Origin of the sequence: Pseudomonas sp. MYb13, from assembly GCF_002980075.1 — a bacterium.
Lineage (GTDB): Bacteria > Pseudomonadota > Gammaproteobacteria > Pseudomonadales > Pseudomonadaceae > Aquipseudomonas > Aquipseudomonas lurida.
On record NZ_PCQI01000006.1, the window covers coordinates 185989 to 203948 of the forward strand.

Annotated in this window: 20 protein-coding genes; 1 reads left to right on the top strand and 19 read right to left on the bottom strand. The window is 60.2% G+C overall.

All coding sequences use genetic code 11. The features are described 5' to 3' along the window. Nucleotide 1 precedes the first annotated feature (1 nt). From hisS to trmJ, 16 genes are all read right to left on the bottom strand, one after another. Nucleotides 2–1291, bottom strand: coding sequence for a histidine--tRNA ligase (gene hisS, locus CQ002_RS13855; protein ID WP_034109254.1), 1290 nt, complete (start codon nucleotides 1289–1291; stop codon nucleotides 2–4). 21 nt (nucleotides 1292–1312) lie between these two features. After that, complete coding sequence (gene ispG / locus CQ002_RS13860) at nucleotides 1313–2422, bottom strand: flavodoxin-dependent (E)-4-hydroxy-3-methylbut-2-enyl-diphosphate synthase (RefSeq protein WP_025859271.1); 1110 nt, start codon at nucleotides 2420–2422, stop codon at nucleotides 1313–1315. 2 nt (nucleotides 2423–2424) lie between these two features. Next, the gene (locus CQ002_RS13865) at nucleotides 2425–3432 is read right to left on the bottom strand and encodes a RodZ family helix-turn-helix domain-containing protein (protein ID WP_069078217.1); all 1008 of its coding nucleotides are present in this window, start codon (nucleotides 3430–3432) and stop codon (nucleotides 2425–2427) included. Then, on the bottom strand, nucleotides 3432–4190 hold the full coding sequence (gene pilW, locus CQ002_RS13870; RefSeq protein WP_105162814.1) for a type IV pilus biogenesis/stability protein PilW: 759 nt from the start codon (nucleotides 4188–4190) through the stop codon (nucleotides 3432–3434). Before pilW ends, CQ002_RS13865 begins: the two co-directional genes overlap by 1 nt. Nucleotides 4191–4202: 12 nt before the next feature. Next, a complete protein-coding gene (rlmN, locus tag CQ002_RS13875) occupies nucleotides 4203–5351 on the bottom strand; it encodes a 23S rRNA (adenine(2503)-C(2))-methyltransferase RlmN (protein ID WP_025859274.1) in 1149 nt (382 codons plus the stop codon). A 29-nt stretch (nucleotides 5352–5380) separates the two neighbouring features. Further along, on the bottom strand, nucleotides 5381–5806 hold the full coding sequence (gene ndk, locus CQ002_RS13880; RefSeq protein WP_003175956.1) for a nucleoside-diphosphate kinase: 426 nt from the start codon (nucleotides 5804–5806) through the stop codon (nucleotides 5381–5383). A gap of 92 nt (nucleotides 5807–5898) precedes the next feature. Then, nucleotides 5899–6099, bottom strand: coding sequence for a Fe-S cluster assembly protein IscX (gene iscX / locus CQ002_RS13885; RefSeq protein WP_003238461.1), 201 nt, complete (start codon nucleotides 6097–6099; stop codon nucleotides 5899–5901). A 14-nt stretch (nucleotides 6100–6113) separates the two neighbouring features. Continuing rightward, entirely contained in the window at nucleotides 6114–6455 is a 342-nt protein-coding gene (gene fdx, locus CQ002_RS13890; protein WP_105162815.1) for an ISC system 2Fe-2S type ferredoxin, read from the bottom strand. A gap of 3 nt (nucleotides 6456–6458) precedes the next feature. Next, nucleotides 6459–8321: a Fe-S protein assembly chaperone HscA gene (gene hscA, locus CQ002_RS13895; protein ID WP_105162816.1), complete on the bottom strand. Its 1863-nt coding sequence runs from the start codon at nucleotides 8319–8321 to the stop codon at nucleotides 6459–6461. 53 nt (nucleotides 8322–8374) lie between these two features. Then, entirely contained in the window at nucleotides 8375–8896 is a 522-nt protein-coding gene (gene hscB / locus CQ002_RS13900) for a co-chaperone HscB (protein ID WP_028617850.1), read from the bottom strand. Between the two features lie 8 nt (nucleotides 8897–8904). Then, nucleotides 8905–9228 (bottom strand): iron-sulfur cluster assembly protein IscA, encoded by a 324-nt coding sequence (gene iscA, locus CQ002_RS13905; RefSeq protein ID WP_003209680.1) that lies wholly within the window; start codon nucleotides 9226–9228, stop codon nucleotides 8905–8907. A 28-nt stretch (nucleotides 9229–9256) separates the two neighbouring features. Continuing rightward, entirely contained in the window at nucleotides 9257–9643 is a 387-nt protein-coding gene (gene iscU, locus CQ002_RS13910) for a Fe-S cluster assembly scaffold IscU (protein WP_003175965.1), read from the bottom strand. A 99-nt stretch (nucleotides 9644–9742) separates the two neighbouring features. Continuing rightward, nucleotides 9743–10957 carry an IscS subfamily cysteine desulfurase gene (locus tag CQ002_RS13915; protein WP_017530022.1) on the bottom strand — a complete coding sequence of 405 codons (1215 nt, stop codon included), beginning with the start codon at nucleotides 10955–10957 and terminating at the stop codon, nucleotides 9743–9745. 50 nt (nucleotides 10958–11007) lie between these two features. After that, nucleotides 11008–11499 (bottom strand): Fe-S cluster assembly transcriptional regulator IscR, encoded by a 492-nt coding sequence (iscR, locus tag CQ002_RS13920; protein WP_003194020.1) that lies wholly within the window; start codon nucleotides 11497–11499, stop codon nucleotides 11008–11010. A gap of 297 nt (nucleotides 11500–11796) precedes the next feature. Further along, entirely contained in the window at nucleotides 11797–12582 is a 786-nt protein-coding gene (gene cysE / locus CQ002_RS13925) for a serine O-acetyltransferase (protein ID WP_034109258.1), read from the bottom strand. A gap of 2 nt (nucleotides 12583–12584) precedes the next feature. Beyond that, a complete protein-coding gene (gene trmJ, locus CQ002_RS13930) occupies nucleotides 12585–13355 on the bottom strand; it encodes a tRNA (cytosine(32)/uridine(32)-2'-O)-methyltransferase TrmJ (protein ID WP_027605410.1) in 771 nt (256 codons plus the stop codon). Nucleotides 13356–13500: 145 nt separating this feature from the next. Between trmJ and suhB the strand changes: the two genes are divergently transcribed. Next, entirely contained in the window at nucleotides 13501–14316 is an 816-nt protein-coding gene (gene suhB, locus CQ002_RS13935; RefSeq protein ID WP_003175971.1) for an inositol-phosphate phosphatase, read from the top strand. Nucleotides 14317–14459: 143 nt separating this feature from the next. Here suhB and CQ002_RS13940 read toward each other — a convergent pair whose 3' ends face one another. From CQ002_RS13940 to secD, 3 genes are all read right to left on the bottom strand, one after another. Continuing rightward, nucleotides 14460–15002, bottom strand: a complete 543-nt coding sequence (locus CQ002_RS13940) for a glycine zipper 2TM domain-containing protein (RefSeq protein WP_069078215.1) — start codon at nucleotides 15000–15002, stop codon at nucleotides 14460–14462. A 123-nt stretch (nucleotides 15003–15125) separates the two neighbouring features. Next, nucleotides 15126–16040: a protein translocase subunit SecF gene (gene secF, locus CQ002_RS13945; RefSeq protein WP_034109261.1), complete on the bottom strand. Its 915-nt coding sequence runs from the start codon at nucleotides 16038–16040 to the stop codon at nucleotides 15126–15128. Nucleotides 16041–16049: 9 nt separating this feature from the next. Further along, on the bottom strand, nucleotides 16050–17918 hold the full coding sequence (gene secD, locus CQ002_RS13950) for a protein translocase subunit SecD (RefSeq protein WP_034109262.1): 1869 nt from the start codon (nucleotides 17916–17918) through the stop codon (nucleotides 16050–16052). Nucleotides 17919–17960: the final 42 nt, after the last annotated feature.

Sequence of the window (17960 nt, forward strand, 5' to 3'; positions counted from 1 at the left end):
TTCAACCCTGCACGACGCAGGTGGCCAAGTGCGCAGCGAGCGCATCAAAGGCAATGTTCTGTTGCTCACCCTGGCCACGCAGGGGTTTGAAACCTATCACTTGCTGGGCCAGTTCGTCTTCGCCGAGGATCAGTGCATACAGCGCACCGCTCTTGTCGGCCTTCTTGAACTGGCTCTTGAAGCTGCCGGCGCCGGCATTGATCTGCAGGCGCAGGTTCGGCAGTTGGTCGCGGACTTTTTCGCTCAGGGCCAGGGCAGCCAGTTCGGCGGCCTCGCCAAAGGCGCACAGGTACACGTCCACCTGACGGGAAATTTCTTCCGGGACCTGCCCAAGGGTTTCGAGCAGCAGGATCAGCCGCTCGATGCCCATGGCAAAACCCACGCCCGTGGTCGGCTTGCCGCCCATCTGCTCTACCAGGCCGTCGTAGCGGCCACCGGCACACACGGTGCCTTGGGCGCCGAGTTTGTCGGTGACCCACTCGAACACGGTCTTGCTGTAGTAGTCGAGGCCACGCACGAGTTTCGGGTTGATCACGTACGGAATACCGGCCGCATCCAGACGCGCCTTGAGGCCCTCGAAGTGCGTACGGGATTCGTCGTCCAGGTAATCGGCCATTTTTGGCGCGTTGACCAGCACGGCCTGGGTGTCGGCGTTCTTGGTATCGAGGACGCGCAATGGGTTGGTCTTCAGACGGCGCTGGCTGTCTTCGTCCAGCTTGTCCAGGTGGGCGGACAGGTACTCGACCAGGGCAACGCGGTAGCGGCCCCGGGATTCGCTGGTGCCCAGGCTGTTGAGTTCAAGCTTGACCGCGTCGCGGATGCCCAGTTGGCCCCACAGGCGCCAGGTCAGCACGATCAGCTCGGCGTCGATGTCCGGGCCGTCGAGGTTGAACACCTCCAGGCCGATCTGGTGGAACTGGCGATAGCGACCCTTCTGCGGGCGCTCGTGGCGGAACATCGGGCCGATGTACCACAGCTTCTGCGGCTGGCCGCCACCGGTGAGGCCATGCTCGAGCACGGCACGCACGCACGCGGCAGTGCCTTCCGGACGCAGGGTCAGGGAGTCGCCGTTGCGGTCTTCAAAGGTGTACATCTCTTTTTCGACGATGTCGGTCACTTCACCGATGGAGCGCTTGAACAGCTCGGTGAACTCGACGATCGGCATGCGGATCTGCTTGTAACCGTAGTTATCCAGCAGGCGCGCGACAGTGCCCTCGAAATAGCGCCACAGCGGCGTCTGCTCCGGCAGGATGTCGTTCATGCCACGAATGGCTTGCAGAGACTTGCTCACATCAAATCCTTAAATTCGTTCTTAGCCGCGCGCGATCAGCGCTGCGTCAGCCGCGACCTTCTCGGCCGCTTTCTCGCGGATCAGTCTTTCGAGCTCATCCACCAGATTGTCATTCGTCAACTTCTGCGACGGCTTGCCGTCGATGTAGATCAGGTTCGGTGTACCACCGGTCAGGCCGATGTGCGCCTCTTTGGCTTCACCCGGACCGTTGACCACACAACCGATCACCGCAACATCCAGCGGCACCAGCAGGTCTTCGAGGCGTCCTTCCAGTTCGTTCATGGTTTTCACCACGTCGAAGTTCTGCCGCGAGCAGCTCGGGCAGGCAATGAAGTTGATGCCACGGGAACGCAAATGCAGGGATTTGAGAATGTCGTAACCGACCTTCACTTCCTCTACCGGGTCTGCCGCCAGGGAGATGCGGATAGTATCGCCAATCCCTTCGGCGAGCAGCATACCGAGACCCACCGCAGATTTCACTGTGCCTGAGCGTAAACCGCCGGCTTCAGTGATACCCAGGTGCAACGGCTGCACGATTTCCTTGGCCAGCAGGCGGTAGGCCTCTACCGCCATGAACACGTCGGAGGCCTTTACGCTGACCTTGAAGTCCTGGAAATTCAGGCGTTCCAGGTGTTCAACATGGCGCAACGCCGATTCAACCAGCGCCGCCGGGGTAGGCTCGCCGTATTTCTTTTGCAGGTCTTTTTCCAGCGAGCCGGCGTTGACACCGATACGGATCGGAATGCCACGGTCACGAGCAGCGTCAACCACAGCGCGCACACGGTCTTCACGACCGATGTTGCCCGGGTTGATACGCAGGCAGTCCACACCCAGCTCGGCTACGCGCAATGCGATCTTGTAGTCGAAGTGAATGTCGGCAACCAACGGCACCTTGACCAGTTGCTTGATGCGACCGAAGGCTTCGGCAGCGTCCATGTCCGGCACGGACACCCGCACGATGTCCACGCCAGCGGCTTCCAGACGGTTGATCTGGGCAACGGTGGCGGCCACGTCATTGGTGTCGCTGTTGGTCATGCTCTGTACCGCGATGGGGGCGTCGCCACCCACCGGCACCGAGCCGACCCAGATCTTGCGCGATACGCGACGTTTGATTGGAGATTCGCCGTGCATGACTATTGTCCCAACTTCAGGCGAGCGGTCTCGCCACTGGTGAACGGCGCCACGTCCACAGGCTGGCCGTTGTAGGCCACTTGCGCGCCACGGGCAAAGCCCAGACGCAGCGTCAAAGGAGGCTTGCCACCCTGGTCGAGCGTATCTCCCTTACGCTTGAGACCGCTGAACAGCACTTTGCCATTGCCGTCGGTGACTTGCGTCCAGCAGTCAGCGACGAAGGTAATCTGTACGCGGCCATCACCGGCGATCAATGCTGGAGCGGTGGGCGGCGAAATCGCAGGAGCCGCCGGGGCAGCTGGCGTTGCAGTCGCTGGCGCCTGCACAGGCGCAGCCGGAGTATGGGCCTGGGCAACCGGGGCAGCCGGGGTGTGAGCCGGAGCAGCTGGCGTCGCGGGAGTCGGTACGGCAGCCGTCGCGGCGGGTGCGGTTTCCGGTGCTGGCTGCTCAGTGGCAACCGGCGCTTCAGGTGCGGCTTGGCCTTCGACCACAGCCTGGTCTTCCGGCTCATCCAGCGGATGAATCTGGGTCGTGCCGTCGGCGCTTTCGACCTCGACGTGCTCCATGGCGTTGCTGGTCAGGTCCTTGGTGCGCTGGGAGGCCTGGTCTTGCCACCAGACGAAACCGCCACCAATGACAGCGATCAGCAGCAACAGGCTGACAATGCGCAAAATCGTGTGGGAAACCCGCACCGGTTCTTCGATGCGACCCAGGCCATGCACATTGCTGCCCTGGGAGTCGGTGCCGGTGAACTGGTCAAATTCCTGGACCAGTACGGCTTGGTCGATCCCCAGCAGCTTGGCGTAGGCACGGATATAGCCGCGGGCGAAGGTATGCCCCGGCAGCTTATCGAACGCACCGGCTTCCAGATTGCCCAGGGAGGTGGTGGTCAAATTGAGCTTGAGGGCCACTTCCGCCAGCGACCAACCATTGCTTTCGCGGGCCTGACGCAAGGTGTCGCCTGGGTTTACGCGATTAGCTGCTACAACTTCCGGGTGCGCCGCTTTCATCATTGCTCCGACAGGTATTGCTGATATTCCGGCGTACCGGGATAGAGTCGTTCGAGTTGCTGGCCAAAACGTGCGGCCGTGTCGCGTTCTTCATGAACCGTCGCCAGGCGCACACCGAGCAATAGACTACGTGCATTTTGCCCGCTGAGCAGGCTAAAACGCTCGTAATAGTCACGTGCCGGCACATAATGCCTGTCTTCGTAGGACAACTCAGCCATTTCGAGCAATGCCCGAGGCTGGTGACTGTTCAAGTGCAAGGCTTTTTCCAGTTGCTGGCGCGCGCTGTCACGCTGGCCAAGGCGCATCGAAGTAACCCCGAGGTTCTCGAACACGCGCGAACGCTCAGGATAGAGGGTATCGGCGCTGGCTTGCTGGAAATAAAGGGCGGCCTGGTCATACCGTTTCTGCTCGAACAGGAAGCTGCCGTAGTTGTTCAGCAGCCGTGGGTCGGCAGGACGGGAGGCCAGGGCCTTGTGAAAGTACTGTTCGGCCAGTTCAGGCTCGGCCTGGGCCTGGAATACCAGGGCCAGTGCGGCATTGGCATCGGCGTCGTCGCTGTCCAGCGCAAGGGCCTTCTTCAACGGCACCTTGGCCTGTTCGCTCATGCCTTGTCGAAGGTAACCCAAGCCCAGTTGCACATAGGCAACTCGCGCCTCTTCACGGCCTTTACCGGTTTGCAAAGGGCTGTCATGGCCCGATGAAACACAACCGGCGACTAGACCGGTAACAAGCAAAAGCAGCGCAAGGCGCAAGGGCATAGAGATCCTCTCTCAGATTCGATTCACAGCAATTTGCGGCAGATCGTCGGCGGCGTTCAATTCACGCACGGCGATATAGCGCTCGCTGCGGCGGGTGCGGTCCATCACCTGCCCTACCAATTGACCACAGGCGGCGTCGATGTCTTCGCCACGCGTGGTGCGTACGGTGACGTTGTAGCCGGCCTGGTGCAGTTGATCCTGGAAACGGCGGATGGCGTTGTTGCTCGGCCGCTCGTAGCCAGAATGTGGAAACGGGTTAAACGGAATCAGGTTGATCTTGCACGGGATGTTCTTGAGCAACTCGATCATCTCGACCGCGTGTTCAACCTTGTCATTGATGTCCTTGAGCAAGGTGTACTCGATGGTCAGCACGCGCTTCTCGCCCAGGGACGACATGTAGCGCTGGCAAGATTCGAGCAGCATCTTAAGCGGATACTTCTTGTTGATCGGCACCAATTGGTTACGCAATGCGTCATTGGGTGCGTGCAGCGACAACGCCAGGGAGACGTCGATGTGCTTGGACAGCTCATCGATCATCGGCACCACGCCGGAGGTCGACAGGGTCACGCGGCGCTTGGAGATGCCGTAGCCCAGGTCGTCCATCATCAGGTGCATGGCCGAAACGACGTTGTCGAAATTCAGCAGCGGCTCACCCATGCCCATCATCACCACGTTGGTGATGGCACGGTCGACGGTCGCCGGTACGCTGCCAAAGGATTTGTTGGCAATCCACACCTGGCCGATCACTTCGGCGGCGGTGAGGTTGCTATTGAAGCCTTGCTTGCCGGTGGAGCAGAAACTGCAGTCCAGGGCACAGCCTGCCTGGGACGAAACGCACAAGGTGCCGCGTTTGCCCTGGGGAATGTATACCGTCTCGACGCAGCTGCCGGACGCCACGCGCACCACCCACTTACGGGTGCCGTCGCTGGAGATGTCCTCGCTGACCACTTCGGGACCACGGACCTCAGCAATGGCCTTGAGCTTATCGCGCAAGGCCTTGCTGACGTTCGTCATGGCGTCGAAATCGTCGACGCCAAAGTGGTGAATCCATTTCATTACCTGACCGGCACGGAAACGCTTCTCCCCGATTGAGTCGAAGAATTTCTCCATTTCCGGCTGGGTCAGCCCCAGCAGGTTGGTTTTTACAGTCGATGTCGTCATGGATTCACCCTCACTCTTTAAGCCGATGCTTAGCGAGCGGTTACTTCAGTAGCGGCGAAGAAGTACGAGATTTCGCGAGCAGCAGCGGCTTCGGAGTCCGAGCCGTGTACAGCGTTGGCGTCGATGGATTCAGCGAAGTCAGCACGGATGGTGCCGGCAGCAGCTTCTTTAGGGTTGGTAGCGCCCATCAGCTCACGGTTCAGAGCGATAGCGTTTTCGCCTTCCAGAACCTGAACAACAACAGGACCGGAGATCATGAAGGCAACCAGGTCGCCGAAGAAGCCACGAGCGCTGTGCTCAGCGTAGAAGCCTTCAGCTTCAGCCTTGGACAGTTGCTTGAGTTTCGAAGCTACAACCTTCAGGCCGGCTTTTTCGAAACGAGTGGTGATCTCGCCGATGACGTTTTTTGCAACAGCGTCAGGCTTGATGATGGAGAAAGTACGTTGAACAGCCATGGTGTAACTCCAGAAACGGTAATTTACGAAAAATTAAACCCGCGAATTATACGCGGGTTATTGGGTATTGCCTAACTGCGTAAAAAGGCGGCTCAGTCTGCTTCTTCGATCCACAGGCCTTGAATCGCCTCCAGGACCTTCTCGCCACCCCGGTCGGGGATGTCATCGAAGTCCGGCAGCTCCATCACCAGGTTGCGCAGCTTGACGAAGTTGACAGTCAGAGGATTGACCTCCGGATGAGCTTCAGCAAGCTGTATAGCGATTTCTTGTACATCAACCCATTTCAGGCTCATGACATTTCCTTGAATCAATGCGGCGCTTCGGCTGCATGGTTGAGGGAATATTTCGGGATTTCGACGGTGATGTCTTCGGTCCCGACCTTGGCCTGACAGCTTAGGCGAGAAGTCGCTTCCAGGCCCCAGGCACGATCAAGAAAGTCTTCTTCCAGCTCATCAGCCTTTTCAAGGCTATTGAATCCTTCGCGAATCACGCAATGGCACGTGGTGCAGGCGCACACACCGCCGCAGGCGCTTTCGATTTCGATATGATTGTCATGGGCAACTTCGAGGATGGACTTGCCGGTCTCAGCCTCCACGACCATACCATCCGGGCAGTGCTCGGCGTGTGGCAGAAAAATGACCTGCGGCATTGATTATTCCTCGATTTCATTCAGGTTGCGCCCGGCCAGTGCGGCTTTCACCGTCTGATCCATGCGGCGGGCGGCAAAGGCATCAGTCACCTGCGACAAGCGCTTGGTCTGCTGCTCGATGGCGTAGCCATCGTTGCCTTTCATCAGTTCGGCCAGTTCCTGCATCTGCAGGTCGATAACCATGCGCTCTTCAGCATCCAGCAGGCGCTCGCCGTCGGCATCAAGGGCACCCTGCACCGCTTCGAGCAGGCGCTGGGCATCCACTTGTTGCTCACGCAACACACGGGCGACCTTGTCATCGCCGGCGTACTGGAACGAGTCCTTGAGCATCTTGGTGATTTCGCCGTCGGTGAGGCCGTAGGACGGCTTGACCTGGATGCTGGCTTCAACCCCGGAGGCCAATTCACGCGCAGCGACGCTGAGCAAGCCGTCGGCATCGACCTGGAAGGTCACGCGAATCTTCGCCGCACCCGCCACCATCGCCGGGATACCCCGCAATTCAAAGCGTGCCAGGGAGCGGCAGTCGCTGATCAGCTCACGCTCGCCTTGCAGCACGTGAATCATCATGGCCGTCTGGCCATCTTTGTAAGTGGTGAAGTCCTGGGCACGGGCGACGGGGATGGTGGTGTTGCGCGGAATCACCTTCTCCATCAGCCCCCCCATGGTTTCCAGTCCCAGGGACAGCGGAATCACGTCGAGCAGCAGCAGTTCGCCACCATCACGTTTGTTACCGGCCAGGGTATCGGCCTGGATCGCGGCGCCGATGGCGACCACTTGATCCGGGTCGATTTCCGTCAGCGGCTGGCGACCAAAGGCTTCGGCAACGGCTTCACGCACGCGTGGCACGCGGGTGGAGCCACCGACCATGACCACGGCACCTACGTCTTCCAGCTCGATACCGGAATCACGCACGGCGCGGCGGCAGGCTTTGAGGCTGCGGGCGACCATCGGCTCGATCAACGCATCGAAGGCTTCACGGGTCAGCTGGGCCGACCACGTGCCGTAGGACACTTCGACGCTCGCAGCGTCCGTCAGTGCTTCCTTGGCGGCGCAGGCGGTTTGCAGCAGGTTGCGCTGCGCGCCCGGGTCCAGGTCGGCAGACAAGCCGGCGCTGGTGATGATCCAGCTCGCAATGGCGTGGTCGAAGTCATCACCCCCCAGGGCGCTGTCGCCACCGGTAGCGAGCACTTCGAACACGCCGCCGGTCAGGCGCAGGATCGAAATATCAAAGGTGCCGCCGCCAAGGTCGTAAATAGCGACCAAGCCTTCTGCATGCTGGTCCAGGCCATAAGCCACGGCGGCTGCAGTCGGCTCGTTGAGCAAACGCAGCACGTTCAGGCCGGCGAGCTTCGCCGCGTCCTTGGTGGCTTGGCGCTGAGCGTCATCGAAATACGCCGGGACGGTGATCACTGCACCCACCAGTTCGCCGCCCAGGGTTTTTTCCGCGCGCTGGCGCAGCACCTTGAGGATATCGGCAGACACTTCTACCGGGCTTTTCGGGCCCTGGACAGTGTCGATGAACGGCATGTGGGATTCGCCGCCGACAAAGCGGTACGGCAGCTGGTCGCCCAATTGCTTGACGTCGGACAGACCACGACCCATCAAGCGCTTGACCGACAGCACGGTATTCAAGGGATCGGTAGACGCTGCCAGCTTGGCCGACTCACCGACTTCGGTGCGATCAGCGTGATAACGCACGGCGGATGGCAGGATTACCTGGCCGTTGACGTCGGGCAACGGCTCGGACAGGCCGCTGCGCAAGGCAGCAACCAGGGAATTGGTGGTGCCCAGGTCAATCCCGACTGCCAGGCGACGCTGGTGCGGTTGAGGACTTTGGCCGGGTTCGGCGATTTGCAGTAGGGCCATGGTAATCAGGTCTTATCTGTCTATCAGGCGTGCATCACGGGCAGCACACTGGGTTAATCGTCGAGGCGCTCTTCTAACTGGCGCACTTCGTAGGTGAGCTTGTCGAGGAACTGCATGCGCCGCATCAGGCGTTCGGCCTGTTCGCGTTGCGCTGCATCATCCCAACAGGCTGCGAAGCTTTCGTTGAGCTCATCCTGGGCCGTTTTCAGACGACGCTTGAAGACCGCGACGCCCGCCAGATCGGCTTCGTCCTGCAAGTCTTCGAGCTCTTCACGCCACTGCATCTGTTGCATCAGGAAGTCCGGGTCGTGAACCGTGACTTCCAGCGGCAACTCGCCACCGTTCATCGCGAGCAGGTAGCGCGCGCGTTTAGGAGGGCTTTTGAGCGTCTGATAGGCTTCGTTGAGGCTGGCCGATTGCTCCAGCGCCAGGCGTTGCTCACGCTCGGAAGCGTCAGCGAAGCGGTCCGGATGCACGCCACGCGCCAGTTCTCGGTAGCGCGTGGCAAGCTGCTCAAGGTCCAGCCGAAAGCTCGGCTGCAGCTCGAATAAAGCGAAATGACAAGGAGTACCCACGAATAGCCTCAGATGTTGAAGCTTTCGCCGCAGCCACATTCACCGCGTACGTTGGGGTTGTTGAACTTGAAGCCTTCGTTCAACCCTTCCTTGACGAAATCGAGTTCGGTGCCGTCCAGGTAGGTCAGGCTCTTGGGGTCGATGATCACTTTCTCGCCGTGACTCTCGAACACCTGGTCCTCTTCAACCACCTCGTCGACAAACTCCAGCACGTAGGCAAGGCCGGAACAGCCCGTGGTGCGAACACCCAGACGAATCCCCTCACCTTTACCGCGCCCATTCAGGGAGCGGCGAATGTGCTGCGCAGCCGCTTCTGTCATGCTGATAGCCATCGTTGACTCCTTACTCGTCGCCAAATGCTTAGATCAAGCCTTTCTTCTGCTTGTAGTCGCGAACGGCCGCCTTGATGGCGTCTTCTGCGAGTACCGAGCAGTGGATTTTCACTGGCGGCAGGGCCAGTTCTTCGGCCAGCTGGGTGTTGCTGATAGTGACAGCCTCATCCAGGGTCTTGCCTTTCATCCATTCGGTCGCCAGGGAGCTGGAGGCGATGGCCGAACCGCAGCCGTAGGTCTTGAACTTGGCGTCTTCGATGACGCCAGCGTCGTTGACCTTGATCTGCAGGCGCATAACATCGCCGCACGCCGGAGCGCCGACCATGCCGGTGCCGACATCAGGATCTTCCGCGTTCATCTTGCCGACGTTGCGCGGGTTTTCGTAGTGGTCGATGACCTTTTCGCTGTAAGCCATGGTACTGAATCCTCACTCATCAGGGCCGCTCTGGAACCCTGTAGAAACGCCTGCGTTTACCGCCACGTTCCTACAGAGCTTGGGTGGCGGCTTCTATATTTAGTGTGCCGCCCACTCGATCTTGGAAATATCGACACCGTCTTTGTACATGTCCCACAGCGGCGACAGAACGCGCAGCTTGTTGACGGCTTCGCAGACTTTCTGCGCGGCGTAGTCGACTTGCTCTTCGGTGGTGAAACGGCCGAACGTAAAGCGGATCGAGCTGTGTGCCAGTTCGTCGTTGCGGCCAAGGGCGCGCAGTACATACGAAGGCTCAAGGGACGCCGAGGTGCAGGCCGAGCCGGACGAAACCGCCAGGTCCTTGAGCGCCATGATCAGCGACTCGCCTTCGACGTAGTTGAAGCTCAAATTCAGGTTGTGCGGTACACGGGCGGTCATGCTGCCGTTGATGTACAGCTCTTCAAGGTTCTCGACCTGCTTGTAGAAGCGGTCGCTCAGGGCCTTGATGCGCACGTTTTCGGCAGCCATGTCTTCCTTGGCCACACGGAAAGCTTCGCCCATGCCGACGATCTGGTGGGTCGCCAGGGTGCCCGAACGCATGCCGCGCTCGTGACCGCCGCCGTGCATGGTGGCTTCGATGCGCACGCGTGGCTTGCGGCTCACGTACAGCGCGCCGATGCCTTTAGGACCGTAGGTCTTGTGGGCAGAGAACGACATCAGGTCGACTTTCAGTTTCGACAGGTCGATATCGACCTTGCCGGTGGACTGAGCAGCGTCGACGTGCAGCAGGATGCCCTTCGAGCGGGTCAGCTCGCCGATGGCCGCGATGTCGTTGATGGTGCCGATTTCGTTGTTCACGTGAATCACGGAAACCAGGATGGTGTCTTCACGCAGCGCGGCTTCGATCATGGCCGGGGTGACGATACCGTCGGTGGTTGGCTCGAGGTAGGTGACCTCGAAACCTTCACGCTCCAGTTGGCGCATGGTGTCGAGGACAGCCTTGTGCTCAATCTTGGTGGTGATCAGGTGCTTGCCTTTGGTCGCGTAGAAATGCGCCGCGCCCTTGATAGCCAGGTTGTCGGACTCGGTGGCACCGGAGGTCCAGACGATTTCACGCGGGTCTGCGCCAACCAGGTCAGCGACCTGGCGACGAGCGTTCTCGACCGCTTCCTCGGCTTTCCAGCCGAACACGTGGGAACGGGAGGCCGGGTTGCCGAAGTTTCCGTCAACCAGCAGGCATTCGCTCATCTTTTGCGCGACACGCGGATCAACCGGGGTGGTCGCTGAGTAATCAAGGTAAATCGGCAATTTCATGGACTTTCTCCTAAATCAGGCTGGCTGGCGTGCCGTTAGCTCTTCGGCTGTCACTCGACGGCGGACGCTTCGATCTTGTCCAGACGCGGCGCCTTGGTGTTGCAACGGCGCTGGTCCTGACGCTGGGCTACTTCTTGCACCTCACGGCGAGTCACAAGATCAGCCAAGCTGATACCACTCAAAAACTCATGGATCTGCAGGCTCAGATCGCACCACAAGTGGTGCGTCAGGCAGGTGTCGCCGGCGTGGCAGTCACCCAGGCCCTGGCATTTGGTGGCATCGACGGATTCGTTGACCGCATCGATCACCTGAGCGACCTGGATGCCCTGCATGTCGCGGGACAGCTGATAGCCGCCACCTGGACCACGAACGCTGGAAACCAGATTGCTGCGACGCAACTTGGCGAACAACTGCTCGAGGTAGGACAGGGAAATGCCTTGGCGCTCGGAGATATCGGCCAGGGACACCGGCCCAGTTTGCGCGTGCAAAGCCAGGTCAAGCATGGCGGTCACCGCGTATCGGCCTTTTGTAGTCAGTCTCATGGACAATTACCAAGGTGTTTCAGAATGTGGGCAAGTATGCGATTCCCGAGTATTTAAGTCAACTATAAGACCTAGTACTTTAGTCAGGATTACCCGTAAAAAGGGCGCGCGAATCATAGCAGGATGGGGTGGGGACGAACAGCAGGAACAGGGCTAACGCCCGACCTCAAGACCAATGGAGATCAAATGGGGGAGCTGGCTCGCCTGCGATGGCGGTGGATCAGCCACTCAAGGGAGGCTGGCAGACCGCAATCGCAGGCAAGCCAGCTCCCACAGGGATCTTACCGGTCTTGAAATCTAGCCAGCCTTGGTCGCACCGGCCTCATCCTTGATTTCGGCGAAGTCCTCTTCGCGCAACTCGGGCAGATCTTTCGCACAGTACGGACTGCCCAGATCCTTCAGCGCACCGCACATACCCTCCAGCTTGCCGTCCACCGCCTGGAGGTGGTCAAGCAATTGGCCAATGGCACGCGCTACCGGGTCAGGCATGTCTTCGCTGACACCGTAGGCATCGAAGCCGATCTTCTCAGCCATGGCCTTGCGCTTGGCTTCCTGCTCGTCGCCAACCTCCGGCTTGACGATGATTCGGCCAGGGATACCCACTACCGTTGCGCCAGGCGGCACCGCCTTGGTCACCACGGCATTTGAACCCACCTTGGCACCCGCGCCGACAGTGAACGGCCCGAGCACCTTGGCGCCCGCCCCGACCACCACGCCATTTTCCAGGGTCGGATGACGCTTGCCTTTGTTCCAGCTCGTACCCCCCAGGGTCACGCCCTGATAGAGCGTCACGTCATCGCCAATCTCGGCGGTCTCGCCAATCACGATGCCCATGCCATGATCGATAAAGAAGCGACGACCGACCTTGGCACCCGGGTGAATCTCGATCCCGGTCAACCAGCGTCCAAAGTTCGACACCAGCCGCGCCAGCCATTTCCAGCCCATGCCCCACAAGGCGCCAGACAGGCGGTGGATCCAGATCGCGTGCATGCCGGGGTAGCACGTCAGCACTTCAAAGGCGTTGCGCGCCGCCGGGTCACGGTGGAACACACTCTGGATATCTTCTCGCAAACGCTCGAACATTTTTAATCCTTCCGCTTAAGAAGCTCGCCACGGGCCGCTTTCTGGGTTTCCGTGAGGATGCCACGCAATATATTCATTTCTGCCCGGCTGACCGAGCTGCGTCCGTAAAGGCGACGCAGGCGTGCCATCAAGTGCCGTGGTTTTTCCGGATCGAGGAACTCGATGGCCACCAGGGTTTGCTCCAAGTGCTCATAGAACCGCTCCAGTTCGTCCATGGTGGCCAACTCGCCACTCTTGGTCGACGCCACTTCGTCCTTCTCCACCTTGCTCGGCTGGCCTTCAGCGGCCAGCCAGGCCATGCGCACTTCATAACTCAACACCTGCACCGCCGCCCCGAGGTTCAGCGAGCTGAACCCAGGGTCTGATGGGATGTGCACGTGGTAATGACATCGCTGCAGCTCTTCATTGGTAAGGCCGGAGTCTTCACGACCAAAGACCAAGGCGATTTCAGCGCCACCGGCGGCCTCTTCCACCACTTTGGTGCCGCATTCGCGCGGATCCAGCAGCGGCCAGGGGATGCGACGGTCACGGGCACTGGTGCCGAGCACCAGGTTGCAGCCGACCAAGGCGTCTTCCAGGGTGGCGACGACCTGGGCTTTTTCCAGGATGTCATTGGCACCGGACGCACGGGCATCAGCCTCGTGGTGCGGGAACACACGCGGTTCGACCAGCACCAGGCGCGTCAGCCCCATGTTTTTCATGGCTCGCGCCACCCCGCCGATGTTGCCGGGATGACTGGTATTGACCAAGACGACACGAATGTTTTGCAGCAAGGGAGGCGCTCTCGGACACGGGAAAGGGGAGCAAATCTTACAGAACAGCCTAAGGTTATGCCATGAAAGCTAACGTCGTCCTTCACCTGAAGAAAGTTTCTGCTAGAATGCTCGGCTTTCTTTAACAACCTTAGGTGACACATCCATGCAGCCCATGCTGAATATCGCGCTGCGCGCCGCCCGCAGCGCCAGTGAATTGATCTTCCGCTCCATCGAGCGCCTGGATACCATCAAGGTCGACGAAAAAGACGCCAAGGATTACGTATCCGAGGTGGATCGCGCCGCCGAACAGAAAATCATCGACGCTCTGCGCAAGGCCTACCCTACCCACGGCATCCTCGGTGAAGAAACCGGCCTGCACAAAGGCAGCGGCGAAGGCGAAGACTACCTGTGGATCATCGACCCACTGGATGGCACCACCAACTTCCTGCGCGGCATCCCGCACTTTGCCGTGAGCATCGCGTGCAAATACCGTGGCCGCCTGGAACACGCCGTTGTCCTGGACCCCGTCCGCCAGGAAGAATTCACCGCCAGCCGTGGCCGTGGCGCCCAGCTGAACGGTCGTCGCCTGCGCGTCAGCGGTCGTACCAGCCTGGACGGCGCCCTGCTGGGTACCGGCTTCCCGTTCCGTGACGACCAGATGGACAACCTGGAAAACTACCTGGGTATGTTCCGCGCCCTGGTTGGCCAGACTGCCGGCATCCGTCGCGCCGGTGCAGCGAGCCTGGACCTGGCTTATGTGGCCGCGGGTCGTTTCGATGCGTTCTGGGAGTCGGGCCTGTCCGAGTGGGACATGGCTGCAGGCGCCCTGCTGATCCAGGAAGCGGGCGGTTTGGTGAGCGACTTCACCGGCGGTCACGACTTCCTTGAGAAAGGCCACGTGGTTGCCGGCAACACCAAATGCTTCAAGGCGGTGCTGACGGCTATCCAGCCGCACCTGCCGGCTTCGCTGAAGCGCTAAGCGAGCGAGCACAAAAAAAGCACCCCGAGGGGTGCTTTTTTTATGCCTGGGCGTTGGGAACACCCAATACCCACGGATGCACACTCAATCCAATGGGGAGCCGACGTGCCCACTCCCCCATCTGGACCGACGCCAGCCCGGGATTACTGCTGGTTCTGGCCGAGGACCAGGCGACCTTCTTTGTCGACTGGAATCTGACCACCCGGGTCGCGATCCATACGCACGGTGCCTTCCTTGCCATCGAGGTTGTAACGCACGTCATAGCCGACCACCTTGTCGCTGATGTCGTTGACGGTGTTACAACGGGTTTGGGTGGTGGTGTAGGTATCGCGGTTCTGCATGCCTTCCTGAACCTTGTTACCGGCGTAACCGCCACCGACCGCACCGGCCACCGTAGCCAGCTTCTTGCCATTACCGCCACCGACCTGGTTGCCCAGCAGGCCACCAGCCAGGGCACCCACGACGGTACCGACGATCTGATGTTGATCCTGAACCGGCTTCTGCCGGGTCACAGCGACGTCCTTGCAGACCTCGCGCGGGGTTTTAATCTGGGTTTTCACCGGCTGCACCGCCAGCACTTGCGCATACTCAGGGCCGCTTTTTACCAGGCTGTAGGTGGCAACAGCACCCCCGGCAGTCACACCGACAGCACCCAATACCGCACCAACCAGCAACGACTTGTTCACGTTGAACCTCCTGACCATCACAAGCGGACCGAAACGTCCGCGCTATACCCAGCCTTGGAGCAAAAAAAAAGGCGCGAGTTCAATACTCGCGCCTTTCTTGTAACAGCGATCGACAAACACCCATCAAGGGCGGTCGTCGACCTCCTTGCCGGTGGCGGCAGGAGGGATCAAGTCTTCGCTGTTGAGGTTCAGCCAGATCAGCACCACGTTGGCGATGTAGATCGACGAGTAGGTGCCCGCCAGGACGCCGATGAACAGCGCCAGGGAGAAGCCCCACAGGTTGTCGCCACCGAAGATCATCAGCGCGGCAATCGCCAGCAAGGTGGAGATCGACGTCGCCATGGTCCGCAGCAGGGTCTGGGTGGTCGAGATGTTGATGTTCTCGATCAGCGTCGCCTTGCGCAGCACACGGAAGTTCTCACGAACCCGGTCGAATACCACGATGGTGTCGTTGAGTGAGTAACCAATGATCGCCAGCACGGCCGCCAATACGGTCAGGTCGAAGGTGATCTGGAAGTACGCCAGGATACCCACGGTCACGATCACGTCGTGGATCAGCGACACAATGGCGCCGACACCGAACTTCCACTGAAAGCGGAAAGCCAGGTAGATCATGATGCCGACCAGCGCCATCAGCATGCCGAGGCCGCCCTGGTCGCGCAGCTCTTCACCGACCTGCGGGCCCACGAACTCGACGCGCTTGACCGACGCCGGGTTATCGCCGCCGACCTTCTGCAAGGCCTCGGCAACCTGGTGACCCAGTTGCGGGTCTTCGCCCGGCATACGCACCAGCAGGTCGGTGGTGGCACCGAAGCTCTGCACGATGGCTTCGTGATAGCCGGCCTTGACCAGCTCGTTGCGCACCAGGGTAACGTCGGCCGGCTTCTCGTAGGTCAGCTCGATGAGCGTACCGCCGGTGAAGTCCAGACCGTAGTTCAGGCCCTTATGGAACCAGCTGAACAACGCCAGAACGGTAAGGAGCACGGTGACGCCGAACGCAACGTTGCGAACGCCCATGAAGTTGATTGTACGTAACATGGCAGCCCCTTAAATCCACAACTTCTTGAAGTCACGCCCGCCAAAGATCAGGTTGACCATTGCGCGGGTCACCATGATGGCCGTGAACATCGAGGTAAAGATACCGAGGGACATGGTCACCGCAAAACCTTTGACCGGGCCGGTGCCCATGGCAAAGAGAATCCCGCCGACCAGCAAGGTGGTCAAGTTGGAGTCGAGAATCGCGGTAAATGCCCGGCCGAAGCCTTCGTTGATTGCACGCTGTACGGTCATGCCCGCCGCGATCTCTTCACGGATCCGCGAGAAGATCAGTACGTTGGCGTCTACCGCCATACCCATGGTGAGTACGATACCGGCGATACCTGGCAGGGTCAGTGTAGCGCCCAGCAGCGACATCAAGGCCAGCAGCATCACCATGTTGCCCGCCAGGGCCACGGTGGCGATGATGCCGAAGAAGCGGTAGATGGCGATGATGAACAGCGACACGAACAGCATGCCCCACAAGGCCGCGTCGATACCCTTGGTGATGTTGTCGGCACCCAGGCTCGGGCCGATGGTACGTTCTTCAGCGAAGTACATTGGCGCAGCCAGGCCACCGGCACGCAGCAGCAGGGCCAGTTCCGAGGACTCGCCCTGGCCGTTCAGGCCAGTGATACGGAACTGAGCACCCAGCGGCGACTGGATGGTCGCCAGGCTGATGATCTTCTTCTCTTCCTTGAAGGTCTGAACCGGCACGTCTTTCTCGACGCCATTGACCATCTGCTTGGTATAGGTGGTCACCGGGCGTTGCTCGATGAAGATCACCGCCATGCTGCGACCGACGTTGCTGCGCGTGGCGCGGCTCATCAGTTCGCCACCATGACCATCCAGGCGGATGTTCACTTCAGGGGTGCCGTGCTCGCCGAAACCGGCCTTGGCGTCAGTTACCTGGTCACCGGTGATGATCAAGCCACGCTCGATCAGCGCTGGAGGACGGTTGCCTTCGCGGAACTCGAACTCTTCGGCAGTGGCGCGGGTAGCACCCGGCTCAGCCGCCAGACGGAATTCCAGGTTGGCAGTCTTGCCCAGGATACGCTTGGCTTCAGCGGTGTCCTGCACGCCCGGCAGCTCAACCACGATGCGGTTGGCGCCCTGGCGCTGGACGATCGGCTCGGCCACACCCAGCTCGTTGACGCGGTTACGCACCGTGGTCAAGTTCTGCTTGATGGAGTATTCGCGGATTTCCGCCAGCTTGGCTGGGGTCATCGCCAGACGCAGCACAGGTTGACCGTTCAGGTCGGCCGGTACGATGTCGAAATCGTTGAAGTTCTTGCGAATGAGGGCACGGGCCTGTTCGCGGGACGCTTCGTCAGAGAAGCCCAGCTGGATGGCACCATTGAGCTGCGGCAGGCTGCGATAACGCAGGCGCTCTTTACGCAGCAGGCTCTTCACGTCGCCTTCGTAGACCTTCAAGCGCGCGTCGAGGGCTTTGTCCATGTCGACTTCCAGCAGGAAGTGCACACCACCGGACAAGTCCAGGCCCAGCTTCATCGGGTGCGCGCCGATCTTGCGCAGCCAGGTTGGCGTGGTCTGTGCCAGGTTGAGCGCGACAACATAGTCGTCACCCATGGCCTTGCGTACGACATCCTTGGCTGGCAATTGGTCTTCTGCCTTGGTCAGGCGCAACAAGCCGCCCTTCGCATCAGCCGCCAATGTTGCCGCCTTGACCTGGATACCCGCATCAGTGAGCGCTTTGCTCGCGCGTTCCAGGTCAGCCTGATTGACCTGCAGCGAAGTGCTGGCGCCAGTGATCTGGATCGCCGGGTCATCAGGATAGAGATTGGGAGCGGAATAAATAAAACCGATCGCCAGCACCGCCAGGATCAGTACGTATTTCCACAGAGGGTATTTGTTCAGCATCACGCCGCCCGCTTATAACGCGGGGCGCCTTGCGCGCCCCGT